Consider the following 22482-nt stretch of genomic DNA (forward strand, 5'->3'; position numbering starts at 1 on the left):
TTAAAAGCCAACACAAAAGTGTTGGTTCATTTTTAAAAATCGAAGTTATCTGGATCTGGACCATCTCTGTATTCTTCAATTGTTGAAAGCAATTGCATATCTTCGTTTGTTAATTCAAAGTCTTCTATTTGAATATTTTCAATTACTCTTGAAGGTTTTGAAGATTTAGGAATTATTACATAATCTAATTGAAATGCTCATCTTAAACAAATTTGAGCTTCACTTTTTTTGTATTTTTTAGCCAATTGCTTTATTTGATCAATTTCAAAACATTTTCCTCTAATCATTGTTCCTCATGATTCAACAAGTATATCATTTTGTTTACACATATTTACAACTTCTAAGTTTTGTAAAGCTGGGTGTAATTCAAATTGATTAATAACTGGTTTTATTTTACAAATTTCTAAAAGTTCTTTTAAGTGATGTGCTTGAAAATTACTTACTCCAATTGATTTTACTTTACCTTGTTCAACAGCTTCTTCTAATGCTTTTCAACATTCAAGTCTATTTTCTGTTGGTCAATGTATTAAAAGTAAATCAATATAATCTAACTCAAGTTCTTCTAAAATTTCATCAATCGCTTGTTTTGCAAGAAGATAAGAATGATGAGAGTTTCATATTTTAGAAGTAATAAAAACCTCTTCTCTTTTTACATTACTTTCTTTTAAAGCTCTTGCAACTACTTTGTGATTATTATAAACAGTTGCTGTGTCAATGTGTCTATAACCACTTTCAAGAGCTGCTTTTATAGAATTTAAAGTTTCATTCTCATCTGTTAATTTATAGGTTCCTAAACCTATTTGAGGGATTGTTAATCCATTATTTAATTTTAAATTTTTTTCTAATACTTTATTCATGTTCTTGTCTCCTTTTATAAAGTATCTTTATTATAAGTCTTTAATGATGTAAAAATGATTTTAAAAATTTTTAATTAAAACCTCATTTATTTTACCTCTATTTTCACTTTTTGAATTAATCATTCTTGACGCCTTTACTATTTTAATATTATATTCTTTATATATTTCTTTTATGAAGTCGGTGTCGTGATTGGAAACTATAAAGTAAGCCCCAACACCATCTATATAATTGCAAAAATCCCTTAAAGCAATTTGCCCTTCTTTTCCAAAAGAATCCTTATTATAACTTTCAAAAGTATTTTTATTTATTTTGTCATATGGAGGGTCCAAATAAACTAAATCATCTTTTTTAATTTTATTTTTAAAATATTCAAAAGATTCATTTGTTATTTCTATTTTATTTAAATATTCAGAAACTTTTTTTATATTTTCAATGTCATAAATTTGTGGTGCAATTTCAGATTTGTTTCAAGGAACATTAAACTTATTATTAGCATTTTTTCTGTAAAGACCATTAAAACAGGTTTTATTTAAAAACAAAGTTCTAGCAGCATTCAAGAAAATATCTTTAGAAAAATCTTCATCTGAGTATTCTCTCAATTTATAATAAAAAGCTTTTGGATTTTTATTATACTCAATTCTGAACAACTCAATATTATCAATAATTTTTGCATAATTTTCTCTAACACATTTATATAAATTAATAATTTCCTCATCAATGTCATTAATTAATGCATTTTCATTTTCATTGTATAAAACCAATGCACCCCCACCTAAAAAGAGCTCAAAATATTTATTATATCCCTTAGGAAATTCATTATTAATAACTTTGATTAATTGCGTTTTACCGCCCGCCCACTTTAATATAGGTTTAGCCATTAATTACCTCCAATTAGTTTTTTAAAATCATTTTTTTCAAACTCTTTTAAATTAAATAAAAAATCAATTCTTTCATAAGCTTCTTTAATTTGATTTTTTGTATTTTTTCACCCTAGACCGTCAGTTATTCAAATAAATTTTACATTTTTAAACTTGTTAATTTTTTCACTAAGGTATATATAAGACTTGCATGTCTCATTTAATTTACTTCCACTTGAACCGTAGAAATTTACCTCCATAAGGTAATAAAAACCTTCAAATTCTATTGCAAAGTCAAGAATTTTATCGGCTACTTTATCATCGAAAACTTCTAAAAATTCTTTAAAGACATCTTCAGAAAAAACTTTAGCAAGATTTTTCAATCTTACTTGTGTGTGAAATTTAACATTTTTTTTATCAAGGATTTCTTTACATTTTGCCTCCATCAAGGAACCTACTCTATTTTTTCTAGCATTTGTATCCATGCCCACTTCCAAACCAATAAGATAATCAATTATACTTTTTACTTTATTTTCTTGAAAAAATCTAATTATTCCACTTCTATCAATAATTCTTATAACTTCATCTATTGAAGTATTTTCAGAAATTTTTATTTCCTCATTAATTGTTTGTATAATACTTTTTCTTATAGCTATTAAATTAGGTATTAACGTTTTTATTGATGGATTTTGTTTAAAAATTAATTCCAATCTTTTAGTTGGTTCAGGATCATTTAAAACGGTATTTAAAATCTCTAATTCTTCATACCTCTTATTTACATTTGATACAACTTTTTTATAATCAACATAATCTTCGACATCCATTATAGTTGGTTTTAGATTTTTAAAAAATAATTCAAAGTTTTTTATCATATTAACCACCTTTATTTATAATAAATAATACACAAAAAAAATATAAATTTTAAAAAATCTTGATTATATAAATAATTATTTAACTACAATAGAATTTAAAAATAATTCGTAATTATTAACTATAATATAAAAACAAATCAATATTCATATGTGTTAAAAAATTTTAGCAATCTCTAAATTAATTTTCACAAAATTTTTTATTATCCATGGATTCAAGTTATCTTTGCATATTTTATGCATTTTTTTTAGATGTAATTGATTATATAAAATATTTTTTATTTGTTTTATATGCCCTCATCCTTTAATGTTCTATGTAGTTCTAGTTCAAAGTTTTGTGAAATAATTTTCTAATATTTCTAATAATTCACTGTCATTAATTACGCTTGTCGCTATAAAACTATGAAACTTTTTTTCTATTATTTGCGAGTTTTCTATGTATTCATTTAACTCCTCAATTTCTTCATCAGATATTTTTCCATCAAATTCAATAAATAGGCACCCAAATAAAAAACAATTATCTATTTTATCAAATTCAATATTTAAACCTTTTCTTTCTCACATATTATAAATAATATCATTACATACTTTCGTAAAATTCTTTTGAACTTCTTCAGTTATTGCTATGTCGTTTAAATCAGCATACTTAAAATTTCTAACATCAGCGTTACTCATCCTATTAATTTCCTGCCCCCTTACAGAAACTCTTTTATTATCTGTATTTGAACTATTGGCTCTTCAAATTAATTCTTTTAAGTCAGAAACAATATTTTTGGTTTCTTTTTTTGATTTTGATTCACAAATAATAAGTTCTCCATTATTTAAATTTAAAAAAAGGATGTCATGACCATTTCTATTCAACTTATCATAAGATAAATCAGAGATAGGAATGCAATTCATATTTTCTCCAATACATTCAAATAGTGAATTATTTTCTTTAAAATGTTGATAAAAAAATATTTCAGCATTGAAACCTCTAATTTTTTTCATATTTCCTTCTTCTTCAAAGTTAATATTCCAAAGATCTCTCGGTAGATAAGCATTATTTTTAGTTTTATCTTTTAAAACTTTTTCATATATATCCATCATTTCTTTTTTTTCTAATTTTTCCTTTATAATACAGATTCTCATCTCTTAATCACCCTTTCAACATTAAGTTTTATGAATTTATCTTTTTCTTCAAAATTATAATTTTTAAAGTTATTAATTATTTCATTTTCATTCAAAAAAATTTCATTTTTGTAAAAAATTTTTTTGAACTTTTCTTTAGATAAAGTTATGGCAATATTTTTATAAAAACCATTTTTAACTAGTCAACGAATTAAGTCGTTATTTGTTAATATCTCAACCTTATCATAAATATCGTTTTTTTCATTTTCATCAAACTTGCAATCCATGAAATGAAGCATTGAGTTTTTCAAATTATATTCAATATCACTTTTAATAATTTTCAATGTTTCTCCAGTTAATATATTCATATGCTTCTCATTTTTAGAACTAAAAATATCTCCTTCATTAGTTTTTGTAATGAACTTACCTGTGAATCTATATTTTCTTTCTTCTAAAGTTTCTCTATTAAATTTTTCATAATATTTAGCCATATTTAAAACCATGTTCTTAACAGTTAAACCTTTTAAATATCAAGAAAAAATCAATGCAATTTTTTCTATTGTATTACCTTTTCATTTTTCTTTTAAAAAATAATAAATTATCATTAAATTGCTTAATAGTTTTTTGCAATACAAAAAATCTAGCTTATTCTCATTTTCTTTAATAAAAATAGATTGTAAAGTCTGTTTTATTTCTAAAGAAATTGTATCAGAAAACAGAATTTTTTTATTTATATTACCTTCAATAAAATAATCAGATTTTAGAGTTTTATCAGATTTTGAATTGTTATTACTGATAAGTTTTTTATCTAATTTAATATTTTTATCATTATTTATTTTTTTTATAAATTCATCTATCTTAGTTTGATTTTTCGGATTTTTATTTACAATGACTAAATTTTCTTGGAATTTTTTTGCAATACTATTTTTTACAGTGGTTTCCTTGCTTGAGTTTATATAAAATCCAAATCCATGAGGTGATTGATCGTATCTACCTATTCTTCCAACTAAGTTTTTAGGGTCTATATTTTTATCAGGGAAACGATTATTAGTAATAAATAAATAGTTTGTATTTAAATTAACACCTTTCATTAAGGTGGGTGAACAAATTAAATATTTTATGTTTTTCTTTCTAAATTGACTTTCTATAATTTCTCTTGTAAATTCATCTATTTCTCCAAAATGAACAGCTATTCCTCTTTCCAACATTTTAATTACAGAATAGTGATCTCCATAATATTCTTTTAAATACTCAATTAAAAACTTAATTTCTTCTGGTTTTTCATAACCTATTTCTTTAGACATTTCCAATAAAGCATCACAATATGTTGTAAAAGATGTAAAAGGGGGATAAATCAAAAAAGTTTCATTCTTTTCTGCTTTATTAATTTTCTTTATTATTTCAATCATAATTTGAAGATTATCTTTGCCAAGAAGACTTGGAGGAAATTCATCAATGAAGGAAAACTTATCATTTTTATTTAAAATTTGAGTTGCAATATATTTATCTTTAACATTTTCTTTATTTACTAAATATATCATATCTCTGCTAACTAAATTTTGCTCTACATATTCTTCAAATGTTTCTTCAAAAAATATACCATCTAAAAAACTTAATATTCCCTCTTTTAAATTTTTAGAGTTTGGAGATAAAAAAGTCATTTTAATATCTTTAAAATTTTTTAAATATAATAGAATAGAAAATAAAATTTGATTCCTAATATTTATTAAATCAAGAGAATAAAACTCATCAAATATTACTCAATCATAATTTATTCCTGAGTTTTCTTCCTTATTAAAAAATGATCAGAATTTTTCTTGAGTCATTATAATAAGATTTCTTTTCTTAAGGTCTTGATTTATATTAGTAATTACTGAGAATAATTTCTTTTGATTATCCATAAATCAATCACAATACTCACTAACAAGTGCGTTTGTAGGTAATATTATGACACAATTATTTCAATTTCTTTTTAAAACAGAATATTTAATTAAAAAACTTTTTCCAAAAGAAGTCGGTGCAGAAATTACAAGTTTATTTTTCTTATCAATAAGTTCAAAAACTTCTATCTGTTTTTTTGTTAAAAAGAATTTATTGTCATATTTTAAACTCTCATATTCAGAAAGTTCATAGTCATTAATTTTAGAATTCTCTATAAGATATGGAAAATTTCTTGTTCTAATTAAAATCTCTTGTTCTAATTCTTCAGAAATATTGACTTCTTCAAAAATATATTTATATTTTGTAATATAAAAAATGATTTTATTAATTTTTTCAAAAGTTTCTTCATCTCTATTGTTGGTGGCATTACTTAAAAAAAGCTCACTCCTCATTACAAAAATAACAATATCAAGTTCATAATTGTATATTTTTTCTCTTGTCGAATTAATCAAACCAAAGAAACAAAGAATATTATTTTCAATTTTTGTAAATATTTTTTCTACAATATCATTTAAAATTATTTTGTCATTCATCTTAAAAATTAAACCCCTCTAAGAAATCCAACATTATTTTTTGCCAATTTCTTCATAACTTTTCTCTATTTTTTTTAATATTTTCTACCTTGTTTATAATTGTTCTTTCATCCGATTCTATTAATTCTACACTTTTTTGAATAATTCCTTTAAAATTTTCTAAAGAATTTAATTTTCAATTGTTAAATTTATCAGAAATATCATTTTTTTCACTCTTATATCTTATCCCTAATTCAATTATAATCAATTTTCTAATCATAGAACAAACAAAAACAAAACTTTCGGGATTAGCTATTAAAATATTTTTATTTTTATTCGATACCAAAAAGGGAACTTTAAATTTTTCACTAGTACTTGTTGCTACAAGAATTGCATAATTAGCACCTTCTTTTGCCATGTCTTCTGTCAATTTTGGTTCTCATGTATCTTTTCAATCACCATTTTTACATTCAAAAACAATTTTTCCTAATTCTTTTTCTTTTTCTTTTACTATTTGTAAGAAGTCTGCTTTAGTTCCTGTTCTTGTAATTTTGCTAACTTCATCACCGGTTGCAGATGCCAATTTTCTAAGTTCTAATTCAACTTCATTTTCTCAGTTTTCACCTTTTGTTTTATTGTTTAAAATTCTGTTTGTAGCATTGGCTACTTTTAGGTCTGTTATTTCAGCTTCCTTTGTTGAAATAACGGATTCATATTTACTCTTAAGTTCTAATTCTAATTTATTTAAAAGTAATTTGTTATTACTTTCTAATTGATTTTTAAGAGATTCCAACTTTTGATTGTTAATTAAATCGCTATTTGCAATATCACTTTTTAATTTAACAATAATATTATTTAATTCTGAAATTTCACTTTGTTTATTTAATTCTATTTGTTTCTTTTCAGAATCCATTCTCAATTCAAATTCTTTTTTAAGATTTGAAGTTAATTTTTGTTCAATACCTTTTTCTATTTCTTTTTTTAAATGTTCTTTGTATTTAATAACACTCTCTGTGTCTCTATTGCCCAACATTAAAAGGTCTATATCTTTTTTACATTCAGGACAATTAATAATTAGTTTTTCCATATTTATTCCTCTTTTTTTCTATATTTAAAAAGGAATTAGAACTTAATAAGATTAAGCATTTACGTATCAAGAACTATTTTTCTATCAACTATAAGATAATCTTTGTGGCTAGATAATTTATCTTTCCAAATTCATATTATCTAAAAAAAAGAAAAAAACAACCACTAAAGGTTGTTATATCTGACTTGTTCATATTTTATTTTAACAGTTCCATGTATCATTGGATTTGTGTTATTCGAACTCACTATTAGTAAAATGGTTAAATCAATATCTTCTGAATTTGCATTAGAAAAGTACTCTTCGATTTCAGCTTTTTCTCCAAAAAATTGCTCATCACTTTTCCCATCATTTGCTATATATAAGAAGGTGTTATTACCCTCTAAATCCCATTTTATTATATTTCCATTTGTTTGCTTTTGTTCAAGCAAAGCATTGTTGAAATTTTTCAAAGCTTGATACTCAGGTCTATTATCATCAAAACTTTTTAAAACTTCATTTCTTGTAGTGAAGGGTACTGAATTTACTTGCAAATCATCTATATTAACATCTCCAACTTCTATTTCTCCAGGGAATTCAGAGATATTTCAATCAGCAATTAAAGTATCACTATTTATATTTATGGTTTTTAAATAAATGAAATCCAAGTCTTGAACATTTAATACTTGTTCGCCTTTTTTATTATCATATTTCTTTGCCGATTTGTCTCAAAATTCTAAATTATTAATTGTGTTTTGAGTAAAATCTATCTCATATTTTCCTGCTTGATTAAATTCATTTTCAAAAATACTTATGATATGTGGTTCAAATTTTTCAAATAATTCTTTTTCAGTTATTTGTTCGATTCCACTTTCTATAAAATCTGTTAAGTATATTTTTTTTGCTTTAAAAATATGATCCAAACTCTCATCCCTTAAATCCAAACCCATCTTTAATTGAAATTGCTCTTCTTCAACTAAATCATATTTTTTTTCACTATCTGAATAATATGTTCTTATATTAAATCTATATATTTCACTTCCATCATAAGGCAGCAAATCAATTCATACTTTTGAAGTTCCAGGCATTACTTTTTTTCCATTGTTTGGATCTTTAAAAGTTAAATCATTTGAAAGACCAAACGGTCATCTTATTTCAAAACCTTTATTTCTATTTGATCACAACAAAAAATCATAAAAATTATCTTTATCTGAAGGATCTCCAAATAGATTTATAGGATAAGATGTAAATTTAACCTTATCTAAACTTTCGGGTCTAGTTCCGGTTATTCCTGTTCTACAAGAAATTACAGTTAACAATGGAGTTGAAGTTATAATTAATCCAGATAATAATGTTAATATTTTTTTCATATATATTACCTCCAAATATCTAATATTATTTTTGCTTAAAAAGATAAAATAAAAGTGAGAAAGAAATTACTCAATCACTTTTAAGATTTTATTATTACTCAATAATAACGTTATCTATATTTAATTGACCTTCAGCTCTAGAATAATACGCATTTATTCAACTTGCATAGGCTCTAACTTCAACATCAAAAACTATTTCTAATTTGTTATCATTTGTTCATTTACTTTGTACATGAGCCATTGATTCATTTCAATTAACTGTTCCAGAGTATTTCCTATTTCAAATTTCTTGTTTACCAGAACCAATGTTGTGTGCTAAAGTACCTTTATGATTTAATGGTAACAATGATGATTGATTTTCTATTGCAGATTTTCCAGTATAGTCAAATCTAATTGTTGAAAAATAATTTGTAAAATTATTTTTACCAAAAACAGGATTGTGAGTTAAAACAAAGCTATCTCTTTGATACTGAGTTGAGTTATATGCTTTTACAGATAAATCTTTTGACTTAAATGAATTTTCAAATTTAATTTGTGATTTAAAATAAATTTCAGCTGTTTGACTTTTAAATTGTTCCTTACCTTCCAACACTACTTTATCGTAAGTGTACTCTTTGATTTCAAACATATTTAATTTTAAATCTGGATTTTTGTCTAAAACTAATTTGTAAATCAAATCCTCATTAGGATTTACTATCGTTCCTAAATTTGTAGTTGTAATATAATCTTTTAAATTTTCTTCAATAACTTCATCACCATTTTTTATTGTAAGTTCTGTTGCAATAACACCTTTATAAATTGGGTGCCCTCCAAGAGGTCTATAATATAGTTTTGTATTTATAGATTCTCCTGGTTTAGGAAGAACAAAGTTATATCCAGATAAACTTCAAAGTTTTGGGTTATCTAAATAGTCAAATAATGCATCTACAATTATTTCATCATTTGAAGCAAATAAAATTTCTAAAGTTATATACTCTATAATTTCTTCTTCTGATTTTGCACTAATTCCTTCTACATTTATAGTAATCGGATCTAATTTAATTTTTGTTAAATCTACTTTTTCATACTCATTGATATTTTCTATTATCGCATTGTTAAGGTTAATATTATTTATTACGTTTGCAGCAGGAGAAGTTAATCCCACACTGGCAATTAATCCCAATAATAAATTCATATTTTTTTCCTTTCAAGCACTAACAATTAGTACTCATCATTATATTATTATTAAAGTTAATTAAAATAATTTATTAAACAAAATAAAAACTCAAATATATTTTGAGTTTAAAATATTTTTATTAATTTAATTCATCTCTTCAAATAATTTTACCTTGAGCTGTTTTGGCGTTACCCCCACCCTCAACATTAAATTTATCATGATTTTTCATTCTTTCAATTGCAATAATTGAACAATTTGATTTGCAAAAGAATTTTGTTTCGAATTTATCGATAACTTCAACATATGAATTTGAATTATTTTTTAAAATAAGATCACAAATGAAATTCATTTCCTTCGTTTCTAAATCTCCATCTTTAATTATAAATATATTATTTTCTCCAGCAATATCTGGTTTGATATCTATATATTTTTTATATAATTCATCTTTTCTCTTTGATTCGACCATTAACATGTATCTCTCCATGTTTTTTCTTAAATCACTTATTAGTATTTTTAATTTAAAAAATGTATCTCTATTTGATCCTTCTAAATCTTTTTTTAATGCAAAGAAATTATCAAAAACACTTTCTAACATTTCATCTCTTCCATATTTGTTTTTATAAGTTTCATATCTTGCATCAACAACAAGCATTTCAGCTCATTCATCTGTTTGCAAACTATCTAAGTATTTATATAAATATGGAGTTTCTGTTATTGCATAAAATCTATAAATGTTTTTTCCTTTTGTTTCAAAGTTAACAATTACAAATTCAGGAATTTCAAGTAAATTATCTACATGAGTTCCACTACAAAGTTGCATTGAAACATCTCCAAATTTTACAATTCTTAAATCACCTTCAATTTCTTTGTTATTAAATTCTATTGAAAGATTGTATTGTTCTTTTGCAGTTTTTGCATCAACAATTATTTCTTCTTTGTAAGATACAGTTCTTCTTTTTTCTGTAACTCTTTTGTTAATTATATACGCTGTTCCCCAATCAATTTTTTCTTCAATTTGCATATCAATTCTTAAACCATATTCATCATTGAAGTAACCTTTTCCTACACTTGTAGGAAACATTTCTCTTAATGTATCAAACAATAAGTGTGCAGCACTGTGGTTTTTGCTAACTGCATATCTTTTTTCGCTATCAATTTTAGCTTTTATAGGTGATCCAACTTTAATATTGTTTATTTTTTCTACTTTATGAACAACTTTATTATCACTTATTGCTAATCCTATAATTTTATATTCTATTTCATCAAAAATAATTATTCCTGAATCTCCAATTTGTCCTGCTGATTCAGGAAAAAAAACAGTTTCTTTTAAGTAAAGTAAAGTAAAATCTTCCTTTTGTAGAAATTCTGTAACTTCGGTTACAATTTCTTTTAATCCATATCCTTTAAAATCTTTTAACATATTACATCTCCATTTTTATTTTACTAAATTTCTTTAGCTTCTTTAAACTTTAGTAACTTTTTTTCCATTGATTTGGCCCTACTGTTGTATTCATCAATTTCATTTTTAAAATAATTTTCTATTTTAATAAAACTTTCTGTATACTCTCAGCCATCTACTTTTTTAACTTTGTCTATTCCCGGATTTCCATTATGTTTAGAAACAATATATCCATTAACAAAATTATCTTTTTCCATTTGTTTTCTTAAATTGGATATAACCGAATATACATATGTTCTTGTTCTCAAATTGTAATAATCTTTATGGACCAGATTTTTTTGTTTTTTTAATTCTTCAACTATTGTAGTTGTTTTAAGTCTTAAATCCTTATTTTTGATTAAAAATTGAATCACAAACTCTCCTATTTTAGCTTCTTCAATTTTTTTAATATAAGCATTATTTTTTAATTTAATTGTTTTACTAGTTAAATTATCAAATTGCATTATCGATAAGGGAACATTATTTTTTAATCCGACCAATTTTTTTCTTTTATGTTTATCTATAAAGTTTTTCTTTAACAATTCCGATCTAACTAAGTCCACTAATTTTGAAACTTCAGTTTCTGTTAATTTTTTATCAAAATCATAATTTGCCTCTCTTAAAATATTTTCAATATCTTTTTCGAATACTTTCATGTATCCTCCTTTTTATATATTTAAAAAGCGCTTAAAAGCGCTTTAAAATTTTTCATAATTAAAATATCTATCTTAGATGACCATAAATTTTTAATAAAGATCTTCTACTTTTGCTATTTTTAATTAATGTTTTCATTTTTTTATCCACCTTTTTTTGAATTACATTCTATATGTGTAATTTGTAAGTTATTTATTTGATTTGTTCCGCCTCTGCTTTTAGGTATCTTGTGATCTATATTTCAAGCATAAGTTGAGTTTGGTTGTTCACTTTGATGTGCAGCTTTTAAAAGTTTTCCATTGCATATCGCACAAAGCCTGTGATTATTTAAACAATTATCTTCAGAACAATAACATTTTCTTGCTAGTTCTCATACTTTATATACATCCATATTTTTGTCTCCTTTCTTTTTTGAAATGAAGCAAACCCACTATATCTAATTTTTCTATAAAAATCTCCTCTTTATATCGTTTAAATCAAAATTCAACCGACCAAAGTATTATTTTGATTTAATATTAATTAATGTAGTAGGCAATTGCCTCCATTTTTGATTTTATTATTTTTTTAGCACTTAGTCAAGTAGTTTGCTAATTTTTTTAAAAATATCTTTATATATAAAAAAAACCGCTATTATGCGGTTTTATGGTCGGTTGAATTTTTAATTCTCAAATATAATATCACAGCGTGATTAGAGTTACAACTTTTTTATATAAATTTTTTAATGTATATAAACCTCTTTTACTCTATAATCAATAAGTAAAGAGGAAAACGTAAATATCATGGATGACAAACAATATAAACAAGACTTATTAGAAGTCTTTAAAATAGCCCAAAAAGCTAAAGGAAAAACTTTAAGACAATTATCAGGAAATAATTTAGATAGAGTCAGATACTTTGATAATAAAGAAAAAATAAAGCATGTTCTTCAACAAGCGGTATTTGACATACCACTATTAAGTAAAGTTGAACATACTTTTGAAGATCTTCAATTAGAGTTAAAACCAGTTGCTTTAAAAAGAAATAAATATGATGAATTAATAGTAAAAGAGCGTTTAGTTTTAAATGATATTTACTATGATGAAATAGTAAATGAAACTTTTAAAGATTCAAAATTTATCAATAAAAACCAATTACTTTTAATCATGACCTATATTCATGATTATGAAAAAGACTTTTTAGATTATGAAATTCGCGATGCTTTTATAATAGATATTTCAAGACAAAAAGAATTCTTTTTAATAGTAAGTGATTGACTTGCAATACAAGAAAAAGTAAAACGTGGAAAAGCTGAAGAATTAAATGAAGGATTTACAAAAGTTCTTTCTGCATGCACTAAAAGCCAAAGTAGAATTGATGTAAAAAAACAACCCTACTCTAATGTTTTGGCAAGATTTAGAAGTTATTCGTTTAACACTAACTTCTTAAAAGAAATAATAACAAGACATAAAAACAAAGTAGAATACATTAATGAAATATTTGATGAAGTTGAAGTAAAAGACAATATAGACTTCAAAAACGAACAAATTGAAGAATATATGAAAAGTATCATAGGAACAGATATTACATCCTATACAGAGTCTAAAGCTAACCAAAAACACCAAATGGCATTTGAAAAATTCTTAAAAGAAAATAATTCAGATTTATATGATTTCTTAAAAGTTACAAACTTTAAATTAATGCATAAATTAACTGATAATTCTAACTTACAAGAACAAATAACTACAAACTACGAAATAGATCCATTTGAAATACTAAATGATGAATTTGAAGATAGTACCTTTTATCAAAACATCATTATCAAAAACTACTTGGTAATAATGATAGAAAAAGAAACTAATAAAATATTAAACTACAAGTTATTTAGTTTAAGTGATCAAGATATAAAAAATTCTCAATTAGTTTATTACAATACAAAAAAAGAAATTGAAAGATTAATTAAAGAAAACAAAGTAGGAAAAGAAGAACCTAACTTTACAAAAACAAAAGATAATCTTTCAATTAGTTTAAGAAAAAGTAAAAAAAATGAGTTTGCAACATATAAAGTTGAAGGAAAAGAATATACACTCCCAGCTTATGAATTTGTAATCAACAAAAATGTTATATTTAAATAATAAAAAAATCTCTTTAAGAGATTTTTTTATTATAAATTAGCAAATACTATTCTGTTAATTGTGCAATTGCTAAAACTATAGTACCTTCTACTAGAGTAGAACCACTTTTTGCTGTAATTGTAATACTTCCAGCTTCTGTTATTGTTGCATCTTTTTTAGTAATAGTTACATCATTTTCTTCTGTTAAAGTTAAGTCACTAGCTGTATTTAAAGCAGTAAGCACTTCTTCATTAGTTGAATTGTTTGTTGCAGTAAAACTTGACATATCAACAGTTGATAAATCTTTTTTAGCTTCTGCTTCTAACTTTGCAATAACTAAACTCATTTCACCTTTTACTAATTTAGAGTCTTTTGAAGCTGTGATTTTAATTGAACCTGCATTTTCACTAGTTGCATTAGTTTTAGTAATAACAACATCAGCTGCCACTAATTTTTCTAAACCTTCAACTTTAATTAATTCAGCAATAACTTGTTCATCTGTAGTATCGTTAGTTGCAGTAAATCCTTCTAAAGTAACTCCTGACAAGTCAACTAAAGTAATTTTTTTAGCTTCTACTTTAACACTTACTGAAGCAATTTGTGATGGTTCAACTTCTGCTTCAGCATCTTTTGCTTTGTACATAACTTGAACTGTTTCTGTTACATCTTTTTCTGTAATTTTTTCTTCAGTTGTAGAAATTTTAATTTTAACTTCTCCATCTTTTTGAGTTCCCTCAACAACTGTAGCAGTTAAAATTGAATTTTCTTCTAATTTTAAAGTTATAACACCATCTGATTTAATTGTTGCTGATGAAACAAGAAATTCTTGTTCAAGTGCTCCTGATTTTAAAGTAACATCTGAAACCTCTGTTTTTGGCCCACAAGCAACAACAGTTGCACTTGTAGTTGCAACTAATCCAGCTGCTCCTAATAATCCTAATAATTTCTTCATACTATCTCCTTCATATTTTTTATGAAGTACCCAACTCACATAATTCAAGCTTGTATATATTATAATTTTTAAAATTCTTTTTTATTAACTTTTATAAATACTAAAAACTTTTTCTAAACAGTAAAGAAGGTTGAATTTTAAAAAAAAAAAAAAAAATTATATTTTATATGTTAAAATATAATTTAGTTTTTTTAAATTATAAAAATATAATTTGACTGTTAAGCTTTTTACTACTCAATTTCATATTTTCTCCACAACCTTTTACACACAACTTAACTAAGTTTAATTTAACTCAATTCTTATTAGTTTGTGCGTTTATAGTAAAACAAACTATGTTATTAGAACCTATTCTAATATCTTTAGTTTCTTCAAATAAAACTTTTATTTTATCAAAATCTTGAATACCTAATTTATTAGTTACTAGCCATGATGGATCACTTTTAAGTATTTCTTGATCATTGCTTTTCTTTATGACTTTATTTTTTGAAATAAATCCCTTTTTTATTAGAGAATAAAAGTCTTTTACAGTTTTGGAATATACAAAAGTTAATCTTCCCCTTTTAAATCTTATCTTTTTAAAATCTAAAGGAGCAAACTTAGATACAGTCATGTATCATCACTTCCTTTAGTTAATCTAGAACAACAAAATTAGTTTTAAAAAAATTTACCTATATTTATTATAATTTCTTAAATAAAAATATTTTTAAATAAGAAAAATTGTAAAATGTCTTTTATAAACTAAAATAAGTTTAAAAAAATAGAAGATTAATCTTCTATTTTCTCTTCAAGAATTTCTACTTGTTCTTCTAGAACTTCAACATTCTCTTCTAATTTTTCAATTTCTTTTTGCATATTTATTATTTCTTCACTTAAAAGTTCATTTTCATTTTTAATTTCAACTACAGACATTTCATCTAAGCTTTCATTAAGTTTTTTATCTTTTTTAAGTCTATTTAAAGTAATTTTATCTTTTACTTTATTTACTATAATAAATATTAATATAAACAATGAAGCTACCATAGCAGCTAAGTTAGCACAACCAACTTGTCAATCCTTTTCACTTTTTGCAAGCAATGCATAACTTGTTCAAATACATGCATTTAAAAAAGTTAAGAAAAACATGATCGGAGAAAGTGCTTTTGTGTTTTTTGTGATACATACCTTAATAACTTGAGGTAGTAACATTGAGAAACTTGTTGCAAATCCAATTCACCCAAGAATTGTTTCTGCTAAGTTTACTTCTGATGCCATAAACATAATAAAACCCCCTAACTTTTTTATATTAACAAATAAGTTTTAGAGGGTCAAATGTATAACTAAATTCAAAAAAAATAATTTAGAGTTATAATATTAAAAATAAGGAAACCAACATGAATAATAAGAGCAATAAAATTGAAGAGAAATTAGAATTATTAAATTCAGAATTGGAAAATTTCAGAAATGATGTAAATATTTGAGCAATAAATATGGAAACCACATTAAAAAAAGTTGCATTCGCTGTGGACGACCAAGATAATAAAATTATAAAATTTGTAGAGGAAACAGATAAAAGGAATAGAAATGATACCAATATAGCTTTTCAAAAATTTTCAGAAAATCAAAATTTTAATATTAATAAATATTTATTCAATAATGAAAATAAGCAAAATTTTAAATTTTCAAAATTGGAAAATGATTTAAATTTGTTTAAAGAAAATCCTAATATAAGTCTAATATATCATGATGATCTTTATAAAGAAGTTGAGAATTTTATATTTAAAAAATTTAGTGATGAAAAATTAAATACCAAACATATAGATGATATTTTTTGTGAAGAATATCAAATACCTAAAAATAAAACAAGAATAATAAATGGCAAAAAAATAGATACTACTTTGCCTACTTACATAAGACATCATTTTCATCATATAAATGAATTTGATAACAAACCACCTTCTAAAATGGAAATTAAAGAATCTATTATTTTATTGTCTAAAATTAAAATATAAGTTCAAATGAACTTATATTTTAATTTGTTCTTTTCTTTTTTCTATATATCATGTCTTTCTTTTTGTGAGAAATTCTTTGTTAATATGATTAAATTTCAAATTTTCTTCTCTATTTAAGAAATATTTACCTTCCTCTCCCAAAGGAATAGCTACTCCATTTGTATCATAATAAAAAATATTGCTATCAAACTTTCTGTGAATTTCTTCTGGTAATGGTATGAAATTTTCCGGATCAGAAATCATATCTAAATAATCTTCTATATTAGCTTTATTATCAGAGAATAACAATTTAATAATATTATCTTTTATTATGTGATATTCAAGAATATGACATTTTTGATATTTAGAATTATCATTTATATCAAATCCGAAAGGTAGAGAGATTTTATTTTTTTTATAGTAAGTATCGACATTCATACTAAACCTTTTTCTTGCTCTTTTTGCTAATTCTTCTCCTTTTTTGGCAATACCATTATATTTATTGTAGTATTTTTTCATTTGTACTAAATAAACAAGAAAATCAGTATATTGTTTCTCTTTTTGCATAAATTCAAAGACACCTTTTAGTGCATCATTTAAGTTAACAAACTTTTCTAATGTTATTTCTTCAGCATTTATTTTATATAAATCAAAATAATCTAATTTATACAAACAAAGGTCATCAAATAGTATTATAAAGTTTCTAATACCAATATCTTCAAAGCCATCAATAATCATTTCTGCAGATGAAGGTTTGGCAGCTTCACCACCAGGATTGTTACCCTTAATAACTCCCACAATATTTTTTAATGTAGAACCATACTTTTCCTTACTATTTAAAAAATTATTAAATATTATTAATTCATTATCACTTAATTTATACAAATTAGAAGATCTTTTTGAAGGTCTGTGCTCCTGAATTAAATTTAATTCTTCAAAAAGCCTTTCCCTATATTTAAATAAGCTAGGCTTATCACTAAATCACCTTGGGGTTGTAAATATATCTATTCAAACTTCTTTGAATTCAATTTTTCAATCTTTTATTATTCCAAAATCATTTGAAATAATTTGCAAATTTCCCTTAAACTTAGCTGAATTAGTAGAAAAAAAATTTTTTCTTATTATAGGAACATTTACTAAATATGTTTTATCTTTTATTGACATGTATTAACCTCCAATTTTATCTATAATCGCTTCCAAAACTTCTACTGATATTGAATTTCCACAAACAAATATTTTTTGATTTTCAGTTAAAAATTCAATTTCATTTACTCTTTTTCCATCTTGTGAATCAAACCCCATATATAAGAAAGTTTCGTCTGAATTCATTTTTCTAATATTAGATCCATCTTTGATTTTTATTCTTGAATTTGCACCGCTTGCAGTTAAGGTTGGTCCTGTAAATTCAGGATCATAAACATAACCTTCTGAATTAAATTTACTGTAACCAATCAGTGAAGCTTTATTTATATTTGATTTTGTTTTTTTAAATTCAGTTAAATTATATTTCAATAAATTATTTAAAATATCTTTTTCAGAAACTATTTTATTTAAAACTTTTTTGATACTTTTAGGTTTTTTATCTCCCTTTGGTAGTTCAACAAATTCATTTAAAGTAGATATCATAAAAACTCTTCTTCTTGCTTGTGAGGAACCGAAGTCAGCGGCATTCAAAACTTCAATTGAGTTTTGATAGCCAAGACTTTCTAATTTTTGCTTTCATTGATTTAGTTCTTCTTCATTCTTCTTGTGAAGAAGAGCTCCTACATTTTCCATTAACAAGTATTTTGGTAAGTCATTTTTTTCAGTTGAATCCAAAGCTCTTTCAATTTCTCATAAGAGACCTGATCTAGTACCAGAACCTCTTTTCATACCCTTTTGAATACCCTGTTGAGATAAGTCTTGACAAGGAAATGAATATGTTAATAAATCTATATTTTTCAAAGTTCTTTTGTAAAGGTCTCTAATATCAAAAATATTACCCTCTTTTTCAGATAACTTAATTGCATTATATATAATTTTAAGTTCATCATCTTTTTTTCTCTTCCAATAACCATTAGATACTGGATTTTTTGAGTTTCAAGATAGTGTTTTATTTTCCAAATAGTCAATCATTTCTTCTCTAGAAACTGATTTATACTCCAACTTTGTATGAAAATTGTTGTGTATAGCTTGATACATAACAATTGCAGGAACATATCATTCAGCAAGCCCTACTATTTCATATTCATCTTTTCTGACTTTCTCCAAGGCTTTTCTTTGAGCACCAATTCCAGCAAAAGCTTCAAATACTCTAAGTTTTTTTGTTTTATTTTCTACTTTGCTCATTTTTAGCTCCTCTAAAAAAACAATCTAATAAGATTTTACAATAAAAAATGTAGATTTATCTACATTTCACAACATCCAAATAAAGTTGAATTATCAAGATCTCTTGCAAATTCAAACTTTGTTTTATAACCAATATCTTCGGTTGTTATTCAAACTCTTTCCATAATAGAATTTATAAAATCTTGATTATGCATTGCAACACTTCCACCAATTACAATTATTTCTGGATTTAAGAAACATATTGAAGTTGATATTAAACTAATCAATTTTTCTTCAATATCTTTAAAGAAGTTTTTTACAACCTCATTTTCTTTGGTTTTATATAATTCAAATGCTTGAGCAGTATCATTTACTTCAACTCCAAGTTTATTTAAATTTAAATAAATGTTCTTTCCGCTTGCTTGAAACTCTATTCCACTTCTTTTAACATTTTCACTATTTCATACTGGTAATGCATTTGCTATTTCAAATGCAGTTCCTGAAAATCCAGTAAATATTTTTCCCTCATTTATAAAACCCCCACCAATTCCTGTTGAAATTGTGAAATATAAAAGTGAGTGAACATTTTTTCTTATTGTGTATTGCCCTAAAGCAGCTACATTTCCATCATTGTTTATTTTTACATTATCCATATTAAACAGATCCTTAAAAGCTTGTAAGATACTTTTTTGGTTTCAATCAGGTAAATTATAAGTTATAAGTATTTTTCCTGTTTTTAAGTCTAAAGGACCAGGACAACAAATACCAATATAGTCAAAACTTTGATTTCAACTATCTACTTTTTCTTTTATTTCAAGTAAGTTTTTGTTCATATCATTTCCATTTGTATCAATAACATGCTTTTTAATTATTTTATTGTTTTCAATAAGAGCAAATCTTATTGAGGTTCCTCCGATATCAACTGCTAATTTCATAATCTTTTTATCCCTTCTTTATTTTTTAAAAATAAATGTAATTGTTTTAACATTTAAGTTAGTTTTATTTCCATAGTTTATTAGAAATAATCCATCTTTAAATCCCTTTGAAGATAATATATCACAAAACTCTTGTGTTCCATATCACGATAGCTTAAATTCTTGAGTTTCTTTTAATTCATAATTAATAAAGTAATCTATTTGATTAATAGTGTATTGTTCAACTCAATTAATTTCTTTAGATAAGTTTTTAACAACTATTTGTTGATCTTCAATAGTGTGAGTAAACTCATGAAAACTTCCTGCCTTAAATTCTATTGGAAGTATTAAATCAATTATAAGAGTTCCATTTTCTTTTAAAGATAAGTAAAAGTTATCTAATACTTTTAAAGCTTTTTCTCTTGATTCTAAAAGATTAAAACTTGCATTTGGCATTATTATGTATTCATAAGTATCTTTGCTTACATAATTTTCTAAATCATCACATATTAAGTTTGCAAGTAAGTTTTCTTTTTCTAGATTTTCTTTACAAATATCTATCATATCTTGAGATTTATCTATTCCAGTTATGTCAACTTTATATTTTAATAAAGGAATAAATAATCTTCCATTTCCAACCCCAGCTTCAAGAACTTTTCCTTCAATTTGAAGTAATTGAGATTTATAAAATTCTAAATCTTTATCAATACTGGTTCCTGGTGGTTTTGTAGAGTTGTATACTAAGCTACTTATCTTTTTATAATGATTTTCCATTTATTATTTCTCCATATTATTAATTATATTCTATACAAGATATAAAGTTTAAACTAATAATAAAACCACCTTAAAAGGTGGTTTTATTATTTATATTCAAATAATTTTTCTAATATTTTTTCAACAACTGTAACATTAACTGTTTGATTAAATTGTTTATAAGCTTGTTTAATATTTTTGTTAATTTCAAATTCTTCAGGAAGACTTAATAATCTTGCGCATTCTCTTAAAGTTAATCTTCTTTTTTCAGGACCATATATTGGAACTTCTGATATTGAAGAAATTGATTGAACAACTGTTGGCTCTTGTATTTTAATTCCAGATGCTTTAATTTGAATTAAACCACCATAAATATCTTTGATACCAGATTCATCTTTTCAATCTAATTTTCTATAAGATGATTTTGCTCTTAAAACATCATAGTTTTTTTGCAATCATGAATCAATAAACTTAACATTGTTAATATAAAGTTCTTTGTTTTTATTAACAACACTTTGCATTCATTCAGACATTTGATCTACAATTCTATTTGCAGTTTTAAAGTGATCAGTTCATATTGGAAAATCAAGATTTTCTACTTTAACATTTTTTCTAAACTCATTTCAAGCATCTAATATTCTTTTTTCTGTTGGTGTTATTTCATATATATTTGAATCAAATTTATCTTTTTTATTAAATATAGTTTCAATGTTATTTGATGATTTTTTAACTTTACCTCTAAAGTTTAATTCTAAATAATCTTCGTTAATAAATTCTTTTTTTATAGCAGTAACAAATGATCTTGTTTTAAAATGAGGAATACCAAATTGGTGTGGACTTAATAGAATTGGTTTTTTTGTTGTAACATAACCTAATCTTTTAAAAATCTCTTTTAGTTTTTTTCAAGTTTTACCCTTTTCATTTGTTCCAAGATTTTTAATGTTTTCAAATAAAACATATTTTGGATTTTTACTTTCAATAACTTTTGTCATTTCAAATACTAAATCAGTATCACTAAACTCATATCAACTTCTTTGTTCTGCTTTTGCAAAAGCTTTTTCTGGAAGAGAACATAAAAGAACTTCGTGATCTGGAATTTCTTTAACACTGATATTTCTAATATCTTTGCTAGCATTTAAATTAAAATTTACTTTGTATGTTTCTAAGCTGTAACTGTTTTTTTCACAACTTCATACACATTCACCATCAAATTTTTTCATAGCTTGGTTGTATGCACCAATACCTGAAAATAAATTTACATATTTCATAAAGTACCTCACTTGTATTTTTACATCTTTATTATTAAAACATTAAAATGCATTATTTTATTAAAAAAATAAAAAACCTAACACTTATTAGGTTCATATGTATTTCTCTTTTTAATCTCTATTTTTCAATGATTTTATTTTTTGACATTAAAATTAAAGTTTCGTTTTGTTCATCCAATTTTTTATAAAAAATTGGACCTGCAACTTTAATTTTCATCCCTAATCTGTCTGTTAACTCTTCAACATCCATTTCATCAAAGTTAGCAAAACTTTCATCAATATTTTCTACCAATAAGTAAGGATCTTGAAAAGCATCCAGCATTTTAATATCAACTATAACATCATTTTTAATTTTAATTTCAATTCTTTGGTATATATACATACTCATTCCTTCTTTCATAAA

General features: G+C 24.2%; 22 protein-coding genes. 2 read left to right on the top strand and 20 right to left on the bottom strand.

Annotation, left to right across the window (positions count from 1 at the left end; all coding sequences use genetic code 4):
- Nucleotides 1-32: 32 nt before the first annotated feature.
- The 11 genes from SMONO_RS02640 to SMONO_RS02690 form a co-directional block, all read right to left on the bottom strand.
- Complete coding sequence (locus tag SMONO_RS02640) at nt 33-857, bottom strand: aldo/keto reductase (RefSeq protein WP_101780810.1); 825 nt, start codon at nt 855-857, stop codon at nt 33-35.
- Nucleotides 858-917: 60 nt separating this feature from the next.
- On the bottom strand, nt 918-1736 hold the full coding sequence (locus tag SMONO_RS02645) for a DNA adenine methylase (RefSeq protein ID WP_101780811.1): 819 nt from the start codon (nt 1734-1736) through the stop codon (nt 918-920).
- Nucleotides 1736-2587 (bottom strand): DpnII family type II restriction endonuclease, encoded by an 852-nt coding sequence (locus SMONO_RS02650; protein WP_101780812.1) that lies wholly within the window; start codon nt 2585-2587, stop codon nt 1736-1738. Before SMONO_RS02650 ends, SMONO_RS02645 begins: the two co-directional genes overlap by 1 nt.
- A 309-nt stretch (nt 2588-2896) precedes the next feature.
- On the bottom strand, nt 2897-3715 hold the full coding sequence (locus tag SMONO_RS02655; RefSeq protein ID WP_101780813.1) for a hypothetical protein: 819 nt from the start codon (nt 3713-3715) through the stop codon (nt 2897-2899).
- Nucleotides 3697-6168, bottom strand: a complete 2472-nt coding sequence (locus SMONO_RS02660) for a DEAD/DEAH box helicase (RefSeq protein WP_101780814.1) — start codon at nt 6166-6168, stop codon at nt 3697-3699. The genes SMONO_RS02655 and SMONO_RS02660 overlap by 19 nt, the downstream gene beginning before the upstream one ends.
- Before the next feature lies 1 nt (nt 6169).
- A complete protein-coding gene (locus tag SMONO_RS02665; protein WP_101780815.1) occupies nt 6170-7234 on the bottom strand; it encodes a DUF2130 domain-containing protein in 1065 nt (354 codons plus the stop codon).
- Nucleotides 7235-7398: 164 nt separating this feature from the next.
- Complete coding sequence (locus SMONO_RS02670; RefSeq protein ID WP_101780816.1) at nt 7399-8580, bottom strand: hypothetical protein; 1182 nt, start codon at nt 8578-8580, stop codon at nt 7399-7401.
- A 94-nt stretch (nt 8581-8674) separates the two neighbouring features.
- Complete coding sequence (locus tag SMONO_RS02675) at nt 8675-9754, bottom strand: hypothetical protein (protein WP_101780817.1); 1080 nt, start codon at nt 9752-9754, stop codon at nt 8675-8677.
- Nucleotides 9755-9875: 121 nt separating this feature from the next.
- Nucleotides 9876-11156, bottom strand: coding sequence for an alanine--tRNA ligase-related protein (locus SMONO_RS02680; RefSeq protein ID WP_101780818.1), 1281 nt, complete (start codon nt 11154-11156; stop codon nt 9876-9878).
- 23 nt (nt 11157-11179) lie between these two features.
- Nucleotides 11180-11830, bottom strand: coding sequence for a hypothetical protein (locus SMONO_RS02685; RefSeq protein ID WP_101780819.1), 651 nt, complete (start codon nt 11828-11830; stop codon nt 11180-11182).
- Nucleotides 11831-11970: 140 nt separating this feature from the next.
- Nucleotides 11971-12219, bottom strand: a complete 249-nt coding sequence (locus SMONO_RS02690; RefSeq protein ID WP_101780820.1) for an HNH endonuclease — start codon at nt 12217-12219, stop codon at nt 11971-11973.
- Nucleotides 12220-12607: 388 nt separating this feature from the next.
- Here SMONO_RS02690 and SMONO_RS02695 point away from each other — a divergent pair, with 388 nt between their 5' ends.
- Nucleotides 12608-13939, top strand: a complete 1332-nt coding sequence (locus tag SMONO_RS02695; protein WP_101780821.1) for a MutH/Sau3AI family endonuclease — start codon at nt 12608-12610, stop codon at nt 13937-13939.
- 46 nt (nt 13940-13985) lie between these two features.
- On the opposite strand, the gene SMONO_RS02700 is transcribed toward SMONO_RS02695, so the two are convergent.
- From SMONO_RS02700 to SMONO_RS02710, 3 genes are all read right to left on the bottom strand, one after another.
- Entirely contained in the window at nt 13986-14870 is an 885-nt protein-coding gene (locus SMONO_RS02700) for a lipoprotein (protein ID WP_101780822.1), read from the bottom strand.
- A gap of 196 nt (nt 14871-15066) precedes the next feature.
- Complete coding sequence (locus SMONO_RS02705; RefSeq protein ID WP_101780823.1) at nt 15067-15480, bottom strand: hypothetical protein; 414 nt, start codon at nt 15478-15480, stop codon at nt 15067-15069.
- Between the two features lie 155 nt (nt 15481-15635).
- The gene (locus tag SMONO_RS02710; RefSeq protein ID WP_101780824.1) at nt 15636-16127 is read right to left on the bottom strand and encodes a SemiSWEET family sugar transporter; all 492 of its coding nucleotides are present in this window, start codon (nt 16125-16127) and stop codon (nt 15636-15638) included.
- Between the two features lie 113 nt (nt 16128-16240).
- Here SMONO_RS02710 and SMONO_RS02715 point away from each other — a divergent pair, with 113 nt between their 5' ends.
- On the top strand, nt 16241-16858 hold the full coding sequence (locus SMONO_RS02715; RefSeq protein ID WP_101780825.1) for a hypothetical protein: 618 nt from the start codon (nt 16241-16243) through the stop codon (nt 16856-16858).
- A 12-nt stretch (nt 16859-16870) separates the two neighbouring features.
- Here the strand turns inward: SMONO_RS02715 and SMONO_RS02720 are convergent, their stop codons facing one another.
- The 6 genes from SMONO_RS02720 to SMONO_RS02745 form a co-directional block, all read right to left on the bottom strand.
- Nucleotides 16871-18001 (bottom strand): MAG4270 family putative restriction endonuclease, encoded by a 1131-nt coding sequence (locus tag SMONO_RS02720; protein WP_101780826.1) that lies wholly within the window; start codon nt 17999-18001, stop codon nt 16871-16873.
- A 3-nt stretch (nt 18002-18004) separates the two neighbouring features.
- Nucleotides 18005-19165, bottom strand: coding sequence for a DNA cytosine methyltransferase (locus SMONO_RS02725; protein WP_101780827.1), 1161 nt, complete (start codon nt 19163-19165; stop codon nt 18005-18007).
- 59 nt (nt 19166-19224) lie between these two features.
- A complete protein-coding gene (locus tag SMONO_RS02730) occupies nt 19225-20079 on the bottom strand; it encodes an ROK family protein (protein WP_101780828.1) in 855 nt (284 codons plus the stop codon).
- Between the two features lie 18 nt (nt 20080-20097).
- Entirely contained in the window at nt 20098-20832 is a 735-nt protein-coding gene (locus SMONO_RS02735; RefSeq protein WP_101780829.1) for a class I SAM-dependent methyltransferase, read from the bottom strand.
- 86 nt (nt 20833-20918) lie between these two features.
- The gene (gene dcm, locus SMONO_RS02740; RefSeq protein WP_101780830.1) at nt 20919-22079 is read right to left on the bottom strand and encodes a DNA (cytosine-5-)-methyltransferase; all 1161 of its coding nucleotides are present in this window, start codon (nt 22077-22079) and stop codon (nt 20919-20921) included.
- A 118-nt stretch (nt 22080-22197) separates the two neighbouring features.
- Nucleotides 22198-22461: a hypothetical protein gene (locus SMONO_RS02745; RefSeq protein ID WP_101780831.1), complete on the bottom strand. Its 264-nt coding sequence runs from the start codon at nt 22459-22461 to the stop codon at nt 22198-22200.
- Nucleotides 22462-22482: the final 21 nt, after the last annotated feature.

It is taken from the genome of Spiroplasma monobiae MQ-1 (genome assembly GCF_002865545.1).
Classification (GTDB): domain Bacteria; phylum Bacillota_I; class Bacilli_A; order Mycoplasmatales; family Mycoplasmataceae; genus Spiroplasma_A; species Spiroplasma_A monobiae.